The sequence below is a fragment of the Bordetella avium genome, from assembly GCF_034424645.1.
Lineage (GTDB): Bacteria > Pseudomonadota > Gammaproteobacteria > Burkholderiales > Burkholderiaceae_B > Bordetella > Bordetella avium.
On record NZ_CP139969.1, the window covers coordinates 2,373,129 to 2,391,874 of the forward strand.

18 protein-coding genes, 1 other RNA gene and 1 pseudogene are annotated in these 18,746 nt (G+C 58.8%); 19 read left to right on the plus strand and 1 reads right to left on the minus strand.

Annotation, left to right across the window (positions count from 1 at the left end):
• Window positions 1–146 precede the first annotated feature (146 nt).
• From ompA to U0029_RS11035, 6 genes are all read left to right on the plus strand, one after another.
• On the plus strand, window positions 147–731 hold the full coding sequence (gene ompA, locus U0029_RS11010) for an outer membrane protein OmpA (protein WP_012417027.1): 585 nt from the start codon (window positions 147–149) through the stop codon (window positions 729–731).
• Window positions 732–805: 74 nt separating this feature from the next.
• Window positions 806–1,531, plus strand: a complete 726-nt coding sequence (gene ubiG, locus U0029_RS11015; protein ID WP_012417026.1) for a bifunctional 2-polyprenyl-6-hydroxyphenol methylase/3-demethylubiquinol 3-O-methyltransferase UbiG — start codon at window positions 806–808, stop codon at window positions 1,529–1,531.
• Window positions 1,528–2,211, plus strand: a complete 684-nt coding sequence (gene gph / locus U0029_RS11020) for a phosphoglycolate phosphatase (protein WP_114851881.1) — start codon at window positions 1,528–1,530, stop codon at window positions 2,209–2,211. The genes ubiG and gph overlap by 4 nt, the downstream gene beginning before the upstream one ends.
• A gap of 197 nt (window positions 2,212–2,408) precedes the next feature.
• Entirely contained in the window at window positions 2,409–3,593 is a 1,185-nt protein-coding gene (locus U0029_RS11025) for an MFS transporter (RefSeq protein WP_012417024.1), read from the plus strand.
• 46 nt (window positions 3,594–3,639) lie between these two features.
• Window positions 3,640–4,045: a transfer-messenger RNA gene (gene ssrA, locus U0029_RS11030) on the plus strand.
• A gap of 375 nt (window positions 4,046–4,420) precedes the next feature.
• Window positions 4,421–4,690: a helix-turn-helix domain-containing protein gene (locus U0029_RS11035; RefSeq protein ID WP_114851880.1), complete on the plus strand. Its 270-nt coding sequence runs from the start codon at window positions 4,421–4,423 to the stop codon at window positions 4,688–4,690.
• A 416-nt stretch (window positions 4,691–5,106) separates the two neighbouring features.
• On the opposite strand, the pseudogene U0029_RS11040 reads toward U0029_RS11035, so the two are convergent.
• Window positions 5,107–5,220 (minus strand): annotated as a pseudogene (locus U0029_RS11040) (IS5/IS1182 family transposase); the annotation flags it as partial.
• A 447-nt stretch (window positions 5,221–5,667) separates the two neighbouring features.
• On the opposite strand from U0029_RS11040, the gene U0029_RS11045 reads away from it, so the two are divergent.
• The 13 genes from U0029_RS11045 to U0029_RS11105 all read left to right on the plus strand — a co-directional run bounded on the left by U0029_RS11045 (window position 5,668) and on the right by U0029_RS11105 (window position 18,738).
• Window positions 5,668–6,327: a Crp/Fnr family transcriptional regulator gene (locus tag U0029_RS11045; protein WP_012416955.1), complete on the plus strand. Its 660-nt coding sequence runs from the start codon at window positions 5,668–5,670 to the stop codon at window positions 6,325–6,327.
• Between the two features lie 732 nt (window positions 6,328–7,059).
• Complete coding sequence (locus U0029_RS11050) at window positions 7,060–8,241, plus strand: ABC transporter substrate-binding protein (protein WP_127812180.1); 1,182 nt, start codon at window positions 7,060–7,062, stop codon at window positions 8,239–8,241.
• 5 nt (window positions 8,242–8,246) lie between these two features.
• Window positions 8,247–9,275 (plus strand): branched-chain amino acid ABC transporter permease, encoded by a 1,029-nt coding sequence (locus tag U0029_RS11055; RefSeq protein ID WP_114851878.1) that lies wholly within the window; start codon window positions 8,247–8,249, stop codon window positions 9,273–9,275.
• Window positions 9,265–11,058, plus strand: coding sequence for a branched-chain amino acid ABC transporter ATP-binding protein/permease (locus tag U0029_RS11060; protein WP_114851877.1), 1,794 nt, complete (start codon window positions 9,265–9,267; stop codon window positions 11,056–11,058). The genes U0029_RS11055 and U0029_RS11060 overlap by 11 nt, the downstream gene beginning before the upstream one ends.
• The gene (locus tag U0029_RS11065) at window positions 11,055–11,780 is read left to right on the plus strand and encodes an ABC transporter ATP-binding protein (protein WP_114851876.1); all 726 of its coding nucleotides are present in this window, start codon (window positions 11,055–11,057) and stop codon (window positions 11,778–11,780) included. The genes U0029_RS11060 and U0029_RS11065 overlap by 4 nt, the downstream gene beginning before the upstream one ends.
• A gap of 35 nt (window positions 11,781–11,815) precedes the next feature.
• On the plus strand, window positions 11,816–13,216 hold the full coding sequence (locus U0029_RS11070) for an amidase (RefSeq protein WP_236824215.1): 1,401 nt from the start codon (window positions 11,816–11,818) through the stop codon (window positions 13,214–13,216).
• A gap of 142 nt (window positions 13,217–13,358) precedes the next feature.
• The gene (hpaD, locus tag U0029_RS11075) at window positions 13,359–14,363 is read left to right on the plus strand and encodes a 3,4-dihydroxyphenylacetate 2,3-dioxygenase (protein WP_114851874.1); all 1,005 of its coding nucleotides are present in this window, start codon (window positions 13,359–13,361) and stop codon (window positions 14,361–14,363) included.
• 39 nt (window positions 14,364–14,402) lie between these two features.
• Window positions 14,403–14,804, plus strand: coding sequence for a RidA family protein (locus tag U0029_RS11080; protein ID WP_114851873.1), 402 nt, complete (start codon window positions 14,403–14,405; stop codon window positions 14,802–14,804).
• Window positions 14,801–15,187, plus strand: coding sequence for a RidA family protein (locus tag U0029_RS11085; protein WP_114851872.1), 387 nt, complete (start codon window positions 14,801–14,803; stop codon window positions 15,185–15,187). Before U0029_RS11080 ends, U0029_RS11085 begins: the two co-directional genes overlap by 4 nt.
• Window positions 15,188–15,216: 29 nt before the next feature.
• Complete coding sequence (gene hpaE / locus U0029_RS11090) at window positions 15,217–16,677, plus strand: 5-carboxymethyl-2-hydroxymuconate semialdehyde dehydrogenase (RefSeq protein ID WP_162790339.1); 1,461 nt, start codon at window positions 15,217–15,219, stop codon at window positions 16,675–16,677.
• A gap of 179 nt (window positions 16,678–16,856) precedes the next feature.
• Window positions 16,857–17,534, plus strand: a complete 678-nt coding sequence (locus tag U0029_RS11095) for a fumarylacetoacetate hydrolase family protein (protein ID WP_236824214.1) — start codon at window positions 16,857–16,859, stop codon at window positions 17,532–17,534.
• Complete coding sequence (locus tag U0029_RS11100; protein WP_114851870.1) at window positions 17,531–18,331, plus strand: fumarylacetoacetate hydrolase family protein; 801 nt, start codon at window positions 17,531–17,533, stop codon at window positions 18,329–18,331. The genes U0029_RS11095 and U0029_RS11100 overlap by 4 nt, the downstream gene beginning before the upstream one ends.
• Complete coding sequence (locus tag U0029_RS11105) at window positions 18,331–18,738, plus strand: 5-carboxymethyl-2-hydroxymuconate Delta-isomerase (RefSeq protein WP_012416942.1); 408 nt, start codon at window positions 18,331–18,333, stop codon at window positions 18,736–18,738. Before U0029_RS11100 ends, U0029_RS11105 begins: the two co-directional genes overlap by 1 nt.
• The last annotated feature ends 8 nt before the right edge of the window (window positions 18,739–18,746 follow it).

Here is an 18,746-nt window from a genome sequence, read left to right on the forward strand (position 1 = left end):
CTTAAGATTGTTTCCAGCACGCAGGAGACCCAGTGGTGGCCCTTTGAACCTGTTCGGAGCGTTGCTATACTGGCCCCGTTTTCCTGATATGCGGCGGGGGTTCGCTGCGAGTCACTTATCCAGCTTCAAGCTCAACGAGGAGAAACATGAACAAACCCTCCAAATTCGCTCTGGCGCTTGCCTTCGCCGCCGTTACGGCCTCTGGTGTTGCCTCGGCTCAGACCGTGGACAACTGGCGCAATCCGTATGGCAACGTCTGGAAGAACGGCACGAATGAATTGTGCTGGCGCGATGCCTTCTGGACCCCGGCCACCGGCATCCCCGGCTGCGACGGCGTCCCGGTTGCTCAGCAACCGAAGGAAAAGCCCGCCCCGATGGCCGCCAAGGTGGTCTTCAACGCTGACACCTTCTTCGACTTCGACAAGTCCACGCTGAAGCCCGAAGGCCGTCAGCTGCTGGATCAAGTCGCGCAGCAAGCTCGCGCGATCGATCTCGAAACCATCATCGCCGTCGGTAACACCGACTCGATCGGTACCGAAGCCTACAACATGAAGCTTTCCGAGCGCCGCGCCGCTTCGGTCAAGGCTTACCTGGTGAGCAAGGGCATCGATCCGAACCGTATCTACACGGAAGGCAAGGGCAAGCTGAACCCGATCGCCTCCAACAAGACCGCCGAAGGCCGCGCCCGTAACCGTCGCGTGGAAATCGAAATCGTCGGTAGCCGCAAGTAATTGCTGCACGAGTCGGTACAATAAAAGGGCCTCGCTTAGCGAGGCCCTTTTTTCGTCCGCCCACCTCGCCGCCTATGACCACTGCTAACTCTGCCTCTCGCCCCAACATTAACGTAGACCAGGCCGAACTGGACAAGTTCAGCGCCCTGGCCGCACGCTGGTGGGATCCGGAGAGTGAATTCAAGCCTCTGCACGCCATCAACCCACTGCGGCTGGAATGGATACAGGAGCTCGCGGGCAGCCTGCAAGGACGCCGGGTGCTGGACGTCGGCTGTGGCGGAGGCATCCTCTCCGAAGCGATGGCCCAGGCCGGCGCAGACGTTACCGGCATCGATCTAGCCGAAAAATCCCTCAAAATCGCTCGCTTGCATGGACTGGAGTCCGGCGTCAAAGTGGAATACCGCGCCGTGCCCGTCGAAGAACTGGCGACCGAACAAGCCGGCCAGTACGACATCGTGACCTGCATGGAAATGCTGGAACACGTACCCGACCCCAACTCCGTCGTGCGCGCCTGCGCCGCGCTGGTCAAACCGGGAGGCTGGGTATTTTTCTCGACCCTGAACCGCAACCCCAAATCCTTTTTGTTTGCGATTATCGGCGCCGAATATGTGCTGCGCTTGCTGCCGCGCGGCACGCACAGCTACGAGCACTTCATCAAACCCAGCGAACTGGCCGCCAGCGCACGCCAGGCCGGCCTGGAACCCTCGGGCATGCGCGGCATGGAATACAACCCCATCACGCAGATTTACTCGCTGTCGGGCAACACTTCGGTCAACTATCTGATGGCAACCCGCAAATGAGCGCACTGATCCTGTTCGATTTCGACGGCACCCTGGCCGACACCGCCCCCGATCTGGTGGCGGCGGCCAACCGCCAGCGCATCCGCCGCGACATGGCCCCTCTGCCCTACGAAACCCTGCGTCCGCTTGCCTCGCAAGGTGCGCGCGGCCTGCTGCGAGTGGCGCTCGGCCTGCAACCCGGCGATGCTGACTACGAGCCAGCCCGCCTACAGTTCCTCGCCGACTATGCCGAAGGCTCGACGCAGCAAAGCCGGCTTTTTCCTGGCATTGCCGATTTGCTGAACCATATTCAGGCTCAGGGGCTGGCATGGGGCATCGTCACCAATAAAGTCACCCACCTCACCCTACCCATCGTCGAGCACCTGGATCTGGTTAGGCACAGCGCCGTACTGGTTTGCGGCGACACCACGGCGCATGCCAAACCGCACCCGCTGCCGCTGTTGCATGCCGCCGAGCAGGCGGGCTACACAACTGACCGGTGCGTGTATATCGGCGATGATCTGCGCGACATCCAGGCCGCGCACGCCGCCGGCATGCCCGCCATTGCCGCCGCCTACGGCTACGTCGGCGACGGCGACGGCGAGGATGCCTCCCACTGGCAGGCGGAGCGCCTGGTCGATTCGCCACTGGCGCTTTGGGAAGCCATCGCCGCCCTGCTGCCGCAGGATTTGCGCCCCTAAGCTGCGCACGGGGCGCAAGCCCCGATTATCCCGCTCGACCGACCAGTCCTGACAAACGCGGCATCTTTATCACGCCGCCTTTGCACCGCACAATGTGCGTATCTCGCCGGCGCCACATGCGCCCAGCTCCGTTCACGCGCCCCAAGTTTTTGCCTTTCCAAGCCCGTCATCTCACGCCTTAGGCGTGCTGGATATCCATGCTATTGCCCATTCTGTTGCTATCGGCGGCCGGATTCACCATCCTGACCACCGAATTCCTCATCATCGGCCTGCTGCCGCCGATGGCGCGTGACCTGCAGGTTACGGTCTCCCAGGCCGGTCTGTTGGTATCGCTATTCGCCTTTACCGTGGCAAGCGCCGGCCCCTTCCTCACCGCACTCGCCACCAACATCGAGCGCAAACGCCTATTTGTGGGCGTACTCATCCTCTTCGGGCTCTCCAACGTCGTAGCCGCACTCGCGCCCAATATCGGGATCATGGCCATCGCACGCTTCATCCCGGCGCTAGCGCTGCCCGTGTTCTGGTCCCTGGCCAGCGCCACCGCTGTCGAACTGGTCGGCCCCGCGCACGCCGGCCGCGCCATCTCCATGGTGGCCTTCGGCATCGTCGCGGCCACCGTATTCGGCATCCCTATCGGCGTACTGATTTCCGATGCCTTCGGCTGGCGCGCTGCCTTCGGCATTCTGGCCGGGGTGTCCTTTGCCAAGGCCATCCTTCTTGCCCTGACCTTCCCCGCCATCCGCGTCGCCAATACCGGCCTGCGCTTTACCACCCAGTTACGCGTTCTGCGCGACCCCTTCGTCGTTGGCAATGTGCTGCTCTCGGTGCTGATCTTTACCGGCATGTTCACGGCCTACACCTATCTGGCCGACATGCTCGAGCGCCTGGCCGGCTTTGACGGCCGCATCGTGGGCTGGAGCATGATGGGCTTTGGCGCCATCGGCATCGTCGGCAACACACTGGGCGGCAGACTGGTCGATAAAAGCCCCTTGGGCACTACCTCCCTGTTCACCGCCTTGATGGCCGCCAGCCTCGCCGTCATCACGATGGCCATGCAGGCCCACATCGCGCTGGCTCTCACACTCGGGGTCTGGGGCATCGCACAGGCCGCCCTGTTCATCGTTTGCCATGTGCGCGTCATGAAATCCGCCCCCCAGGCCCCCGCCTTTGCCGCCTCGCTCAACATCTCCGGCGCCAACATCGGCATCGGGCTGGGCGCCGTCGTGGGCGGCGGCGTCATCGAGCGCCTGAGTCTCAGCGACCTCGGCTGGTCCTCCGCCTTGATCCTGGCCGCCGCGCTCCTGCTCGCCGCAGGCCTCATGATCCGCTCACGCCACCGCCCCCCCATCGATTCCTCCCCCCATATCCACGCCATGCATTGATGCCTGGCGGCATGTCCCCTAATCACGTACAATAGAAAGTTCACTCGGGGCCGATCCGGATTCGACGTGGGTCATGAAACAGTTCAGGGCATGTCGAGCACCAGTACGCTCGTAAAACCACTGGAAACAATACAAACGCCAACGACGAGCGTTTCGCTCTCGCCGCTTAAGCGGTGAGCCGCTGCACTGATCTGTCCTTGGGTCAGGCGGAGGAAGCAACTCCCGTAAGGGAGCCATCGCCTAAAGGGGCAACCCTTGAACCGCAGCAGTGTTATTCACAAGGAATCGGTCTGCGCTGGGGTCACACGGTTCAGGCTTAAATTACGTGAATCGCTTCGGTCCGGCCCGTTGATCGGCTAAGTCCGGGGTTAAATCCAAATAGATCAACTAAGCATGTAGAACTGACTGCGGAGGGCTTGCGGACGGGGGTTCAATTCCCCCCGGCTCCACCAAATTCTCAAGCAATATCAAGCACTTAGAAAAGGCCAACTCTAAAAGTTGGCTTTTTTTTGCGCGCTGTTTGGCTCGCTTGGTCAGTTTTTGCCCCCCCCCTCTAAGGATGGCGCACGGCGGTTTTCGAAGGCTGCGGCCGCAAATTGGCGGATCGTCACGGGCGGCACGCAAAAGCCTACTTGCAATTAACGGCCGGGAGTCATGCTGAAAGCACCTTGCGTCACGGAAATCAGCATGTGGGCGCGTGAGGATGCCGCCAAAATGATACGCAAACGAGCCAACATCCTTCTTATTACCGCAGCGTACGCCACCGGCGCAGCCCTCGTAAAACGGGTAATCGGATAAAACAGCAGTCCACCAAAAGGGAAACTACGATGACCTACACGGCGCCGACACCCGCCCAACTCCAAGCCCTTAAGACTGCACTTGACTACACCGGCAAACAAATGGCTGAGCTCGCCTGCGTGGGCGAGCAACATTGGCGAAAGTACACAGGCGGATCAACTCCGCGAGAAATGCCCTACCCCAATCTGTTCCATCTTGCCGCCCGACTTGCCTTGAGCCCCGCCGAACTGGCGCGAGTTGTGGAAAAAATGCGCGAAATCGGTGCGGAGTTCGACTTCACCGAACCGCCTACGGCGTAACTCCCCGCGCATCGGCCGGCTGCAGGCCCGGCGTTTTAAACCAAACCGTACCGCGCCTGGATACCAGGGCCCGACGCCAATGAAGCGCTGCCACTACAGCAAGGGCAACCTGCGCGGCACCGTGTTCCTGTCGAACTCCATAGATGCGCCGCCAGCCCAACAACGGCGACACTTCAATCATCACCCTGATGAGACGGCCAACCTGAGATCGATTTTTTGGCGGCGACTTCAGCGGTTTGGCGTGCACAGCGGGAAACACCGCATGCCAGCCTCCGCCGCCATCGTCTTACCCTAAGTGTTGCCCAACTTCTGCGCATGCTTGCGCTTGGCTGTCTGGCGTTTGATGCCGTCTGCATGCTCATCGTCCATTCCCTCAATGGTGAGGTGAGCAGGTTTTCACTTGGGCAATACCCTTGGTTCCAAGCCATACCGATAGCTCGAATCTGCAACGTCCTGGCGTCAAGAGCAATGTGCAAACTGCGCCATGGCCGACGGTTCTCATGGGCGTGCTTTTTGCATTTCCACCAGCCCGCCTCAACAAGCGTCATCTCCGTCCAATACCCCAGTAGATCTACCATCTTGACTGGATGTATCAGACACATGAACATTCAAACCGAGTTGTCGCCCCTACTGAAGTCCCGTACTGGCCAAGCAAGCCATGCCATTGCAGCACTATTTTTTTTAAATCGAAATGGCCACATCAAAAAAGCTTCAGGCTACGCCTATCCAGCCATACACTTATCAAGCCTGGCGCTTTGAGGATGACGTTGTAGTTTTCCCGTTGATAGCTTGCCTGGATAACTTACGGAACAGATTCATATAGCAAGGCTGAGGCTTGCAAAGCGTCTACGGTGAAATTCCACTATTTTCAATCGAGTCGCTTAACCAAAAAACTGACGTACAAATTAGAAATTTGTTTGCTTTATTAAATAATGCCGGAGCAGACAAATTAATGCACCGGCCAGCATACGCGCAACATGACCTCTGAAACCTGGATGCCTCGTGGCGAATTCATTACACACCTCCTAGAATCAGGATTGGGGGAGAGGGTTCACTTTCTCGAAGGCCAATACCTTTACTCCCAAGGAGAAATAGACTACCGCTTTTATGTGCTCGTATCTGGCAAAGTTTATGTCTCAAACATTGGATCTAATGGCCAGGAATCGACCTTCAATATTATGGGGCCAGGCAGTTTAATCGGAGAGGCTGCTGCTTTCACCGCGCTGCCCCGCTATTCCGCAGCACGTACGCTGGAAGCCTCTGAACTTCTGCGGTTTCAGGCAAACAAACTAGAGGAGTATATTCAGAAGAGTTCACGTTTCGCGGCATCCTTGATCTATGCCTTAAGCATTAAACAACGGCAAGCCGTAGCACGCCTGCATCAAGCCGTGTTTGAGTCTCCAGAGCAGCGCATCCTGATTCTTCTAGAACAAATGGCGGAAACACACGCCGACCGAATCGATGCCGTTAATCCTGTATTACGCATCAACCTTACCCATGAACAGATCGGAAACCTGACAAATCTGTCACGTGTAACGGTTACTCGAGCACTACAAAGGTTGAAGCGCGAGGGGCGTCTGCAGATGGGAACAGGCTCTATCGTTTTAAAACGGGCAGCAAGATCTCATGACCTCTAAACGGAGGAAGATCGCAACCCTGCCCGGAATGCGGATTCAACCGCTTAGTAAACCCCCACTTCTAGTGGATGAGTGCTGAATACAGATGGCGGTTCAGCGCTCCGCACCCCAATAGGGGTGATCTTATGCCCAGCCCCTTTCGGGGTCTTGATATCTCATCGGCTATGGCAGCCTGCCGCACTTGACTGCCGCTCTCAATGAGCGACTTGTATAAAGCCACCTCTAAGCGAGGGTCGTATGCCATGCGTGGGCGTATGGGCAAGCCCTCAGCGATTACCCGCAGCAAGAGCGCTACGCGGCCATGGCCTAGCGCTGTGTTGGAGTGCATCCGCCCAGTGCCGCATTTGGGCGCTCGCGCGCAGGATCACTCCCCTGCGCGCAGTCCGGATCGCCCCAATGATAGTGAAACAACCAGCCACGGTCCGCTTGAACCGTTCGACGTCGGCATTCTGCCCTTAGCTCCCGCTATCAGCCCGGCACTGTCAAACCAGCCTGCACCTGCTCGATGGCCAGGGAGATGTGGCTATCTGTGAATCTGGAGTTCTTCATGCAGTAGAACGCTTCGACGAGAAGACGCTACTTCTGGCGACGAGGCTTTTGCGCTAGGGGTGGGATTACCCTGGTCGAGATTCAAGTTCCGTTGTATCGCTGGATACATTGAGTTCGTTCGGGAAGAGGGAGAATTCGCGAGACCGACACTGGTCGGATCGATCAACCTACGGGAGGTACTTCGTGAAAACTCTTCGCTCTTGTCTGGCTGCAGCAGGACTGACCCTCATGATTCCGCTGGCAGCCGTTGCAGACAGCCGCCCCGAGCTCCGCATCGGAACAGTGAACTCTGTCACGGGTGGCGCTTCTGCTATTGCGGCTGGAGCAGTTTCGGCAATCAACATGCTGGAACAGAAACTTGAGGCCGATACCTCCCTGCCCTTTAAGGTCCGCTTCATCAAGTACGACGATGGCTCTGATCCAACAAAGGCCATCAATGCCGTGAGGAAACTGGCGCAGGAAGACAAGGCACATATCGTTATCTGTTGCACGACGACCCCGGCATCTATGGCCGTCAACAAGATCGTGGATCAGGAGCGGATACCTAATATTTCGCTGGCCGCAGCGGCGACGGTAATTGAGCCGGCATCCGAGCGCAAATTTACCTTCAAGACCCCCATCACCGACCGCCTGATGCTCGACTACACGCTGGACGACATGATCAAGCGCGGCTACAAGCGCGTAGCCTTCATGGGTCTTGATGATTCTTACGGTGAGGGCGGCTGGATTGAGTTCAACGCCCTGACTAAGGCTAAGGGCCTGGATGTCGTTGGGGTCGAACGTTTCTCGCGCGGTGACACCAACTTCACGCCGCAGGCGCTTCGCGTGGCCCGACAAAAGCCAGACGCCGTTTACTTCCATGCGATTCCACCATCGGCGGCACTGGCGCATGAAACACTCAAACGTGTCGGCTACTCAGGCCCAATCTATCACGGTGGCGGAGCGCCGACTCCCGCGTTCCTGGCCGTCGGTAAGCGTGCTGTCGAGGGCGCGGTCGTGGGCGCGGCAGGCATGACGGTGCATCAACAGCTGGATGAAAACAATCCGCTCAAAAAAGCCATAGCCGATTTCGTGAAGCTCTACGATGGCCAGTATGGTGAAGGCAAGGCCGATATGTTTGCGGCTCAAGCCTATGACGCAGTCATGATCCCGGTGAACGCCTGGAAAAAGGTTCCGAACGCGACCCGTTCCGGCAACCTCACCGAGGCGCGTGCGGCATTGCGCGACGAAATCGAAAACACGCGGGACTATCAAGGCGTAATCGGTATCTTCAACTTCAGCGCCAATGACCACTTGGGCTTGGATTCGCGTAGCACCTTCTTGGTCACCGTGAAGGATGGCCGGTTCGCTCTGCAAAGGCAGTGAACACGATGGACCTTAGAACCGCATTGTTTCTGCTGGCTGACGGGTTGACCAATGGAGCGGTATACGCGCTGGTAGCGATTAGTCTTGTGCTGATCTTTACCACCACACGCGTTGTCAACATCGCCCAAGGTGAGTATGTGGCGTTCGGCGCCCTGACACTGGCCAGCTTCATCGAGGGCAGCATCGCCCCAATCGTATGGGTTCTCGCGATTGGGGGAGCAGCGTGCCTTCTTTTAGACCTGCGTCAGGCGGTGCTAAACCGCCGCAGCGTGCTGCGCCCCATCGGGCAATACGCCGCAGCAGCTGCGGTGCTTGCCATGCTGACTCTAGCAGCCTGCAAGAGCGGGTCACTGGGCTTGCAGATGCTGGCTGCATTGGCGCTGGTTGCATCGCTCGGCCCCATCGTCTACCGCCTCACGGTCGAACCCAATCCTGGCAACAGCTCAGTCGTCCTGGTCATCATCGGCGTGGGAGTTTCCATGATCATGCACCCGCTGGCCCTATTGCTATGGGGCGCAGATCCGCGCCCGGTTCCTGCAATCAGCGACGGGCGCCTGACCTTAGGGCCCATGGATATCGCTTATCAGTCGCTATTCGTGATGGCGGCGTCGATCTCGGCTGCGCTGGCGCTATTCGCTTTCTTCCGCTTCACGCTGCTCGGCAAAGCATTGCGAGCAGCTTCAGTCAATCGGGAAGGCGCACAGTATTGCGGCATTCCGGTCGTGCTGGCGGGTCGCCTCAGCTTTTTCCTGGCAGCCGCGCTATCAGGTGCGAGCGGGCTGCTGCTGGCCCCGCTGGTTACGGCTCACTACGAAATGGGGTTTGTCGTTGGCCTCAAGGGATTCGTCGGCGCGGCAATGGGGGGCCTCGTCAACTATCCGCTTTCGGTACTCGGCGTGGTGATTGTTGGGATGCTGGAGTCGCTTGCTTCTTTCCTTAGCAGTTCCTATCGCGATGCCGTGGTATTTGCTCTAGTCATTCCCATCATGCTTTGGCGCAACCGCCATGCACAAGAAGATCTCGATGAACACTGAATCTCTCTCCAGGCGTGCCGCAGGGCGCTCAAAGAACGGTATCTGGATCATGATGGTGCTGACCGTCATTGGCCTGGCCCTGGTCAACCAACTCCCGACATACTACGTTGGTTTGCTGGCCATGGTAGGCATCAATGCGCTTGTGTGCATAGGTCTGTCCTTCGTGCTGGGAACCGGCCAGGTTTCGCTGGGCCACGCTGCCTTTGTGGGTATAGGGGCGTACTCCTGCGCCATCTTGTCACGCGACTTTGGCGTACCCACCTTGCTGACCATTCCCATTTCCGTGGCGTTATGTATGGCGGTGGCCTATTTCCTCGGCCGGATCACACTGCGCCTGAAAGGGCACTCACTGCCTTTGGCCACGCTGGCATGGGGCATGGCCATCTATGTCTGTTTCGTGGCCGCCATCAACATCACCGGAGGAGCATCGGGATTCTCCGATATTCCACCGCTTAGCGCTTTTGGCCTGACACTGGATACCCGCGGCATCACGATAGTGGCTTGGGTATTAGTCGCGCTAACTTACCTCGCGTATCGCCGCATCTATCGCGGACGCGTTGGCCGCATCGCGAAGGCAATCAAGGGGCAGAGCACCATGGCCACCGCATTCGGCGCCGACGTACCGGCAGTGAAGATGAAAGTCTTCGTGATGTCGGCGGCGCTCGCCGCGCTAGCGGGGTGTTTGTATGCGTATTACATGAGGTTTCTAAGCCCGACCTCGTTTACGATCGGCGCATCTTTCAACTACCTGATCATGGTTGTACTGGGTGGCGTCGCGCATCCTGTCGGCGCCATTCTGGGCGCGGTGACTTTCATGCTAATGGAGCTAGGTGCCCAGTATCTGTTCGCCAAGGTGTTGGGGGTGCCGGGACAGATGGAAACCATGCTGTTCGGTGTCATTCTGATACTGATGCTGCTGCGCTGGCCAGATGGACTGCTTACCTGGATAAAGCCGCGTGATCGGGAGAGAGATGCGCCCGAGGACAAAGAGGCGCAGTTACCGCAATTGGCTGATGTACGCCCGCTTATCGAGCGCATCGACGTCGATAACGTGACGAAGCGTTTCGGTGGTTTGCAGGCGCTCAAGGGGGTGAGCATCAGCGTGCTGAGGAACCGGATCACCGGACTGATTGGTCCCAATGGGGCGGGCAAGTCCACACTTTTTAACGCCATTACCGCAGTAGCGCCGGCCACCACGGGTGAGGTGCGCATCGACGGCAAGCCTTTACCGCCGCAAGCGCGCGATGTGATCCGTACCGGTATGGCGCGCACGTTCCAGCATGTAAAGCTTGTGCCAGAACTCACAGTACTACAGAACGTGATGATAGGCGGCTACGTTGATGGCCGCGCCGGACTCGTGAGCTCCGCGCTCGGACTGGACCGCAAGGAAGAAGCGGTCATGGCGCAGCGGGCGCGGGTGGCACTTGAGCAAGTCGGCCTGCTGGAGACGGCGCAACGGCCGATCGGCAGCTTGCCTCTGGGCAGCCAGCGCATGGTCGAAGTGGCGCGCGCGCTGATGTCGCGTCCGGATGTGCTACTCCTTGACGAACCGGCAGCCGGCTTGCGGGCCGGAGAAAAAGCGCAATTGGTAACCCTGCTCAAGTCACTACGCGACAAGCGGCATATGGCCATTTTGCTGGTTGAGCATGATATGGAGCTGGTGATGGGCTGCGTCGATCATATCTTCGTGCTCAATCATGGCACGCTGCTTGCACAAGGAAATCGCGAGGAAATCCAGAGCAACCCCGCCGTCATCTCCGCTTACCTGGGAGCCGAGTCATGAACGCCCCAGTGCTTGAAGTGCGGGAACTGACAGTCGGCTACGGCCCGGTAACCGCAGTCGATAACATCAGTTTCGATGTGATGGCGGGATCGATGGTGACATTGATCGGCGCCAATGGCGCAGGCAAGACGACCTTGCTAAAGGCTCTGATGGGCGCCTTGCCGGTGCGCAGCGGAACCGTGTGTTTAGACGGGGTGGATCTGGGCCATGCTCCGATCGAGGAGCGGGTGCGGCGCGGGATGTATCTGGTGCCGGAGAAACGCGCGCTGTTCGCCTCGATGAAGGTTGAGGATAACCTGAGATTGGGCGCATTCGCCAAGCGCCGCAAGCTGGATGTGAACCACGAGCTGGAACGCATTTTTTCGCTCTTCCCTGTACTCAAAGAGCGCCGCGAACAGCAGGCTGGGACTCTGTCGGGTGGAGAGCAGCAGATGGTCGCGATCGGACGCGCTCTGATCGCGCAGCCGCGCGTGCTCCTGCTCGACGAGCCGTCCATCGGCCTGGCCCCCCGCATCGTCCAGCAGATCATGGAAGTCATCGTCGAGCTCAAGCGCAAGGAGAAGCTGACCGTCATCCTCGTAGAACAGAACGCTCGGCTCGCGCTGCGTGCTGCTGACGAGGGCTATCTCGTCGAAGTCGGACGCGTGGTTAAACGCGGGACAGGTAGCGAGCTGGCCAACGATCCTGCCTTGGTACAGAGCTACCTCGGCATTGCCGTTTGAGTAGCAACGGTAACCCATTGAGGGCAAGAACGCAGATGCTTCATCAATTATCTTTCGAAAAAATCCGGGCCCTGTATGCAAGCGGCGAGGTCTCTCCGGTTGAAGTCACTTACAGCGCATTGCGCCACGCCGAAAACGTCAATCTGTCGATCAACGCGCTTGCAATGCTGGATCATGATCGCGCGCTACGCGCGGCTGCCCAGTCGCAAACACGCTGGCGTTTGGGCAGGCCTTTGGGGCCGCTCGACGGCATGCCGGTGACCGTCAAGGATTTCGCGGCCGTTAAAGGGTGGCCGACACGGCGCGGATCGGCAGTTAGCAGCGGAGAGCCTCAGGCAACCAGCACGGTGTTTGTCCAACGCCTGCTAAATGCTGGGATGATCCCGCTGGGTAAGACGCGCGCCCCTGAGTTCAACTGGAAAACCGTGACCGATAGCCCCGCCTACGGTATTACGCGCAATCCCTGGAATATCCAGCTCACGCCCGGTGGCAGCAGCGGCGGCTGTGCGGCTGCGGTGTCGGCGGGCGTGGTGCGTGTGTCGATGGGCAGCGATGCCGGCGGGTCGGTGCGCATTCCCTCCTCCTTTACCGGACTGATTGGATTCAAACCCTCTTTTGGGCGTATTCCTGCCAGCCCACTTCCTTCTGCCTTTTCGCAAGTGGTGCATACCGGACCGATCGGGGCGAGCATGCGCGAAATCGCGGAAGTGATGCGTGTCGCCGCAGGTCCTTCTGGTAAGGACTGGACATCCTTTACCGGATCGATCAAGGACGATGTCCAGGCTTTATCGGATGACGCGAAAAGGCTGACCATCGGCGTGCTGGATGCAAGCCGATGGTCAGCGTCGAGCTGCGAGGAAGTTCGGCGCGGCATGAGCGATACGATCGCCCTAATCGAGTCCTCCGGCTTCAACGTGGAAACCGTGGATTTCGACGTGGCCGCAGCAACGGCCACTGCGCTGATTTTCTATCGTGTCGGTTGTGAGACTTCACTGCGCGGCGTACCCCAGGCGGAACAAAGCAAAGTAGATCCGGGCTTGTTCGACTTTGTAAAACCGGTCGAAGGCTTGAAGCTGTTCGATTTCCTGGAAGCCTGCCGTCTGCGCGACCTGTATGCGAATGCGCTAGCCGAGCTGTTCGACCGCGTAGATGTGCTGATGCTTCCGACCATGCCTATCCTTCCTTTCGAGGCAGGACGCCTGTCTCCCGAGGGCTGGCGCAGCAACGATCCGATGTCCTGGAACCCGTTCACGCCAGCCTTCAACATTGCCCAAGTCCCTGCCATGTCATACCCGGTCTGGCCCGAAGGCAGCACCTTGCCGGTCGGCATCCAGTTCGTCGCGCCACGCTACTGTGACGATCGTCTGATGACGCTCGGCGCCTGGCTTGAACAACAAATCCCCATTCGCCTGTCACCACTAGCCTACACCTTGTAAGGCATCGGCCGCGAATGTATCGGCCGATACAGACCTTCACCTCTTGCATCTGGAGAATCATTTCCATGCAGCAAGAACGCGGTGAAAGTAGAGACCTGCATGGCCACCTAACGCAGCAATACTCTAACGAGGTACTCAAGACATGAACAACCCCTCACAAGGCTCCTTCAATATTCTTCGCTTGGGCTATATGGAATTCCAGGTGACCGACTTGGAGCGCGCCCGTGATTTCTATGTCGACGTCATTGGCCTGTTCGAATCCGACCGGGACGCCAACGCCGTATATCTACGTGCAACAGAAGACCGTGAGCACCATTGCATGATATTGCGCAAGGCAGAGCGTCCTGGGGTGAACCACTTCGCCTTTAAGGTCTCTTGCGAGCAGGATCTGGATGTGCTCGAAGCGAAACATCGCGCCATGGGTCTGCCGACTCGCTGGTTCGCTGCCGGCGAGCGCTACGCCCAAGGACGCACTTTGCTGGTGCAGGACCCGCTGGGTTTTCCGGTGGCTTATTACGCCAGCATGGCGCCCGTTGAGTGGCTGCTGCAGAAATACCATCTGCACCGTCATGGCGTGCCGACTCGGCTGGATCACGTCAACGTCCTGACGCCCGACGCGCAGAAGGGCTACGACTGGTATGTCAACGAGCTGGGCTTTAACGCTGCCGAACTGACAGAATCCGCCCCCCCTGAACAGCGTATCTGGGCCAGCTGGCTATACCGCAAATCTACCGTGCATGACATTGCAGTGATGACGGGAAACGGGCCGGCCGTGCACCACGTCGGCTTCTCGGTGCTAGAGCCAATGGGCGTGATTCGCGCCGCCGATGCGCTGGCAGGCGCTGGCTACGCGGACAACATCGAGCGTGGTCCCGCACGTCACGGCATCTCCAATGCCCTGTTCGTGTACGTGCGCGACCCTGATGGCAACCGCTTCGAACTGTATACAGGCGATTACATGACCACCGACCGCAATGCCGATCCGGTGCGCTGGAACGTCAACAATCCGCGGCGTCAGACGCTGTGGGGGCCGCCGCCTCCGCGCCGCTGGTACGAGGAGTCGATGAGCGTAGCGTCCATTGAAACGGGCCAGGTGCTGGAGCCGCAGCCCGCCCTCATTGCTGCCATTCCGAATTACATCGACTGATCCCGTCGCCGTTCCCGACACTCACATTTTTGAATTGCTATGACTCGTCAGATCATTGTTCCCGCTACCGGGCTGCTTCCGCATCGCCCGTACTCACCTGCCGTTCGCGCAGGAAATACGCTCTACGTATCCGGCCATACCGGTTCTGACCCGCTTACGCGCGAGATCAGAAACGGCATCGAAGAACAAACACGCCAGGCCTTCCGTAACCTTCAGGATGTCATCGAGGCCGCAGGAGCCTCGATGCGTAACGTCGTCAAGGCCAATATCTTCATGACCGATATGGCTGCCGACTTCGAAGGCATGAATAAGGTGTTTCGCGAGGTGTTCCCAGAAATGCCTCCGGCACGTTCAACAGTCGGCGTTGCACATCTGGTCCGCCCCGGATTGCTGGTCGAGATTGACGTGATCGCTGTGATGGATGAGGGTTCGACGCGATGAACGCCCCACTCACCGTGACGCTGCCCGGCGCAGTACATAGCCTGCCGTTTTCGCCGGCCCTGGTCTGGGGAGGCCTGGTGTTCGTCTCTGGCCAGGTGGGTAAGCACCCGGTAAGCGATGCCTTTGCCGAGGATATCGATGCCCAAACGCGCCAAACACTCTCCAACATCAAGGCACTGCTCGAGGCAGCCGGAACCTCGCTGGACAAGGCGCTGCGCATGACGATTTACATGACCGACATGCAGAACGAGTTCGCTGCCATGAATGCCGTGTTTAAGGAGTTCTTCCACGGCACGCTGCCTGCCCGCTCCACCGTAGGTATCTCGCATCTGGCTAAGCCTGGCCTGAAGATTGAGATTGACCTGGTGGCATACAAGGACTGAAACGCATCAAGCGGCAGAAAAATATGAAAATGATCAAACATCTCATCAACGGACGCGAGGTTGAAAGTCCCCGCACGTTCGAGAACCTGAATCCGGCGACCGGCGAAATCCTCGCTGAGGTAGCCGCTGGCGGCCAAGAAGAAATCGCTGCGGCAGTCGAGGCCGCCAAACAGGCTTTTCCGGCCTGGGCCGGCATGCCTGCCAAGGAACGCGCGCGCATCATGCGCCGCTTCGGCGATCTGATCGCGCAGAACGTGCAGACGCTGGCGGAACTGGAAACTGACGATACCGGCCTGCCATTTCACCAGACCCGGCATACGCTAATTCCCCGCGCCAGCGACAACTTCTATTTCTTCTCGGAAGTGGCAACGCGTCTGGATGGCAAGACCTATCCGGTCGACCGCAGTATGCTCAACTACACGGTGCTGCAACCCGTCGGTGTCTGTGGTCTGATCTCGCCGTGGAACGTGCCGCTGATGACCGCTACTTGGAAGGTGGCGCCCTGTCTCGCACTGGGCAACACCGCAGTACTCAAGATGTCGGAGCTGTCACCAATGACTGCCGACCTGCTTGGCCGTATCGCTCTCGAAGCCGGAGTGCCTAAGGGTGTGCTCAACGTCGTACATGGTTTTGGCTCTGAGGCGGGCGAAGCGCTCGCGGTTCATCCAGACGTGCGAACCATTTCCTTCACCGGCGGCACCGTCACTGGCAAGCGGATTACCAGCGTCGCCGGGCTGAAGCGGCTTTCGCTGGAACTAGGGGGCAAATCGCCAGTGCTGGTGTTTGAGGATGCAGATCTCGAACGGGCGCTCGACGCGGCGCTGTTTACGATCTTCTCGATCAACGGCGAACGCTGCACGGCAGGTTCACGCATCTTCGTTCAATCGTCGATCTACGACCGTTTTGCGCGCGAGTTCACTGAGCGAGCCAATCGCCTGATAGTTGGCGACCCTCGCGAAGAACGCACTAACGTAGGGTCCATGATCTCGCGCGCGCACTGGGAAAAAGTCAACGGCTACATCGAGATCGGCCGTCAGGAGGGCGCGACGGTCGCGGCTGGCGGTGGCCGCCCCGACAACCTGCCCGAACGAGTAAAGAACGGCAACTTCATTCGCCCCACTGTATTGACCAATGTGCATAACCAGATGCGCGTGGCCCAGGAAGAGATTTTCGGCCCAGTGGTATGCCTGATCCCCTTCGAGACTGAAGAAGAAGGGCTGCGTTTGGCTAACGATGTGAAGTATGGGCTGGCTTCTTACATCTGGACCCAAGATATCGGCAAGGCGCACCGCCTGGCTGCCGGCATTGAGGCGGGCATGGTGTTCATCAACAGCCAGAACGTGCGCGACTTACGCCAGCCCTTCGGTGGCATCAAAGATTCGGGTATAGGTCGTGAAGGTGGCGACTTCAGTTTTGAAGCCTTTTGCGAGGTGAAGAACGTGTGCCTGTCTTTCGGCGAGCACCCTATTCCAAAGTGGGGGGTGGCGTGATGCTGCGCTGACTCAAGAAACCCGTTTCTCGGGAGACCCGAGCTACTCATGTGCCGCCTTCCTGCGGCGCAGGCTTGCCTTACTCGGCGGTGGATATGCGTTCTGCGGGTGGGCCGCCTCGCCCTGCTCTGACTCAAGGCGCCGCGATCTAACCGCGAAGCCAAATCGATGTAACCGTGATGATGCCTCTTCAGACTTCTACTTCTAGGCCAAGCCCTGCGATCGGTACGGTCTATGGCGTGCTGCTTAACGACCCTGCAACGGTTGAGCGAATGACGCCGTCGTTCTCCCTTGCCCCCTACAAGAACGCGCCTAAGGCGCCCATTCTCTACATCAAACCGCAAAACACGCTAGCTGGCGAAGGCGCTGCCGTGGCAATCCCAGTCGAACCGGGCGTGGTGCGCATCGACGCCACGGTCGGGGTTGTCTTCGGCCGCGCCGCAAGTCGCGTAAGCGCAGAGCATGCACTTGCCTACGTTGCCGGCTATATCGTGGTGAGCGACATAACGCTGCCGCATGAGGATTACTACCGCCCCCCGATAGCCCAACGCTGCCGCGATGGATTCTGTCCGATCGGGCCAATGCAGGATGCCAGCCAGTTCGATCTCGCTCATGCCAAGTTATCCGTATCCATCAACGGCAATGAAGTAATGCGCCGTTCGCTGTCGAACATGGTGCGGCCGCTGCCTCAATTGATTGCCGAGGTCACCGAGTTTCTGACCCTATCTCCCGGCGATGTATTGCTTCTCGGTGCGCCAGAAGGCGCGCCGCTTGCCTATCCAGGCGACAGCATACGCATCGAGGTCGATGGACTTGGCAGCCTAAGTCATACCCTTGTCGTGGAGGAACTGGCATGAAGCATGCACGTGTTATCTATGAAAACCAGATCTGGTCAGCCACCGAGGCGCCCAAGGGAGTACGACTATCCGACGGTCGCGTTCTGGCGGAAACAGATGTGCAATGGCTGCCGCCTTGCGAGTTTGGAACCATCTTCGCCCTCGGCCTGAACTATGCGGATCACGCCAAGGAAATCGCGTTTAACCAGGCTCCGCAGGCTCCGCTGGTGTTCTTGAAAGGCATCAATGCTTTGACCGGACATCGCCGTTTCACGCGTCGACCTGCGGATGTGAGCTATATGCACTACGAGTGCGAGCTGGCCGTGATAATCGGCCAGACCTGCCGCAACGTGCCGAGCGAACACGCATACGAAGTCGTGCGCGGCTATACCGTGGCCAATGATTACGCCATCCGTGACTACCTCGAAAATTTCTATCGTCCCAATCTGAGAGTGAAAAGCCGTGACGCCTGCACGCCGATCGGCCCTTGGATGGTCGATGCCGTCGATATTCCCGATCCGATGAATCTGCGCTTTCGCACATGGGTCAATGGAACTCTGACCCAGGACGGCTCCTCCCGAGAGATGGTGCACGACATTCCGTCGCTCATCGCCTACCTGTCTTCGATAATGACGCTCAATCCGGGGGACCTTATCCTGACGGGAACGCCGGAGGGTGTTGTCGATTGCCAAGTGGGCGATGAAATCGTCACCGAAGTGGAGGGTGTGGGCAGCCTGGTCAACACGATCGGCGGCGATGAACTGCTCGGGCAGTGGGAAGGGATGTCGCCGGCATATGGCCGCAGGGGGGATCACTGATGCCCCATCTTGTCTTGCTGTATTCGCCCGACATCGAAGGCGATGTCGATATTACTGGCCTGTGCCGGGCCTTGGCAGACACGATGGGCAGCGTGCGCGACGAGAACGGAAAACAAGTCTTCCCTCTTGGTGGCACGCGCGTGCTTGCCTATGCTGCGACGCATTCGGCGATCGCTGATGGCCAGGGAGACTATGGCTTTCTCTATGCCAATCTGCGCATGGGGTTGGGGCGCAGTACTGCTGTCCACAAGATGGTGGGAGACACCCTGCTTGACGTGCTCAAGTCTCGAATGGACCCCTTGCTTGCCAAACGCCCGGTCGGAATCACGCTGCAAATTGATGAAAGTCCGGGACAGGTGTACGACGCCAAGCACAGCAGTCTTCATCCCTTGTTCAAAAAAAACTGAGAACTGCC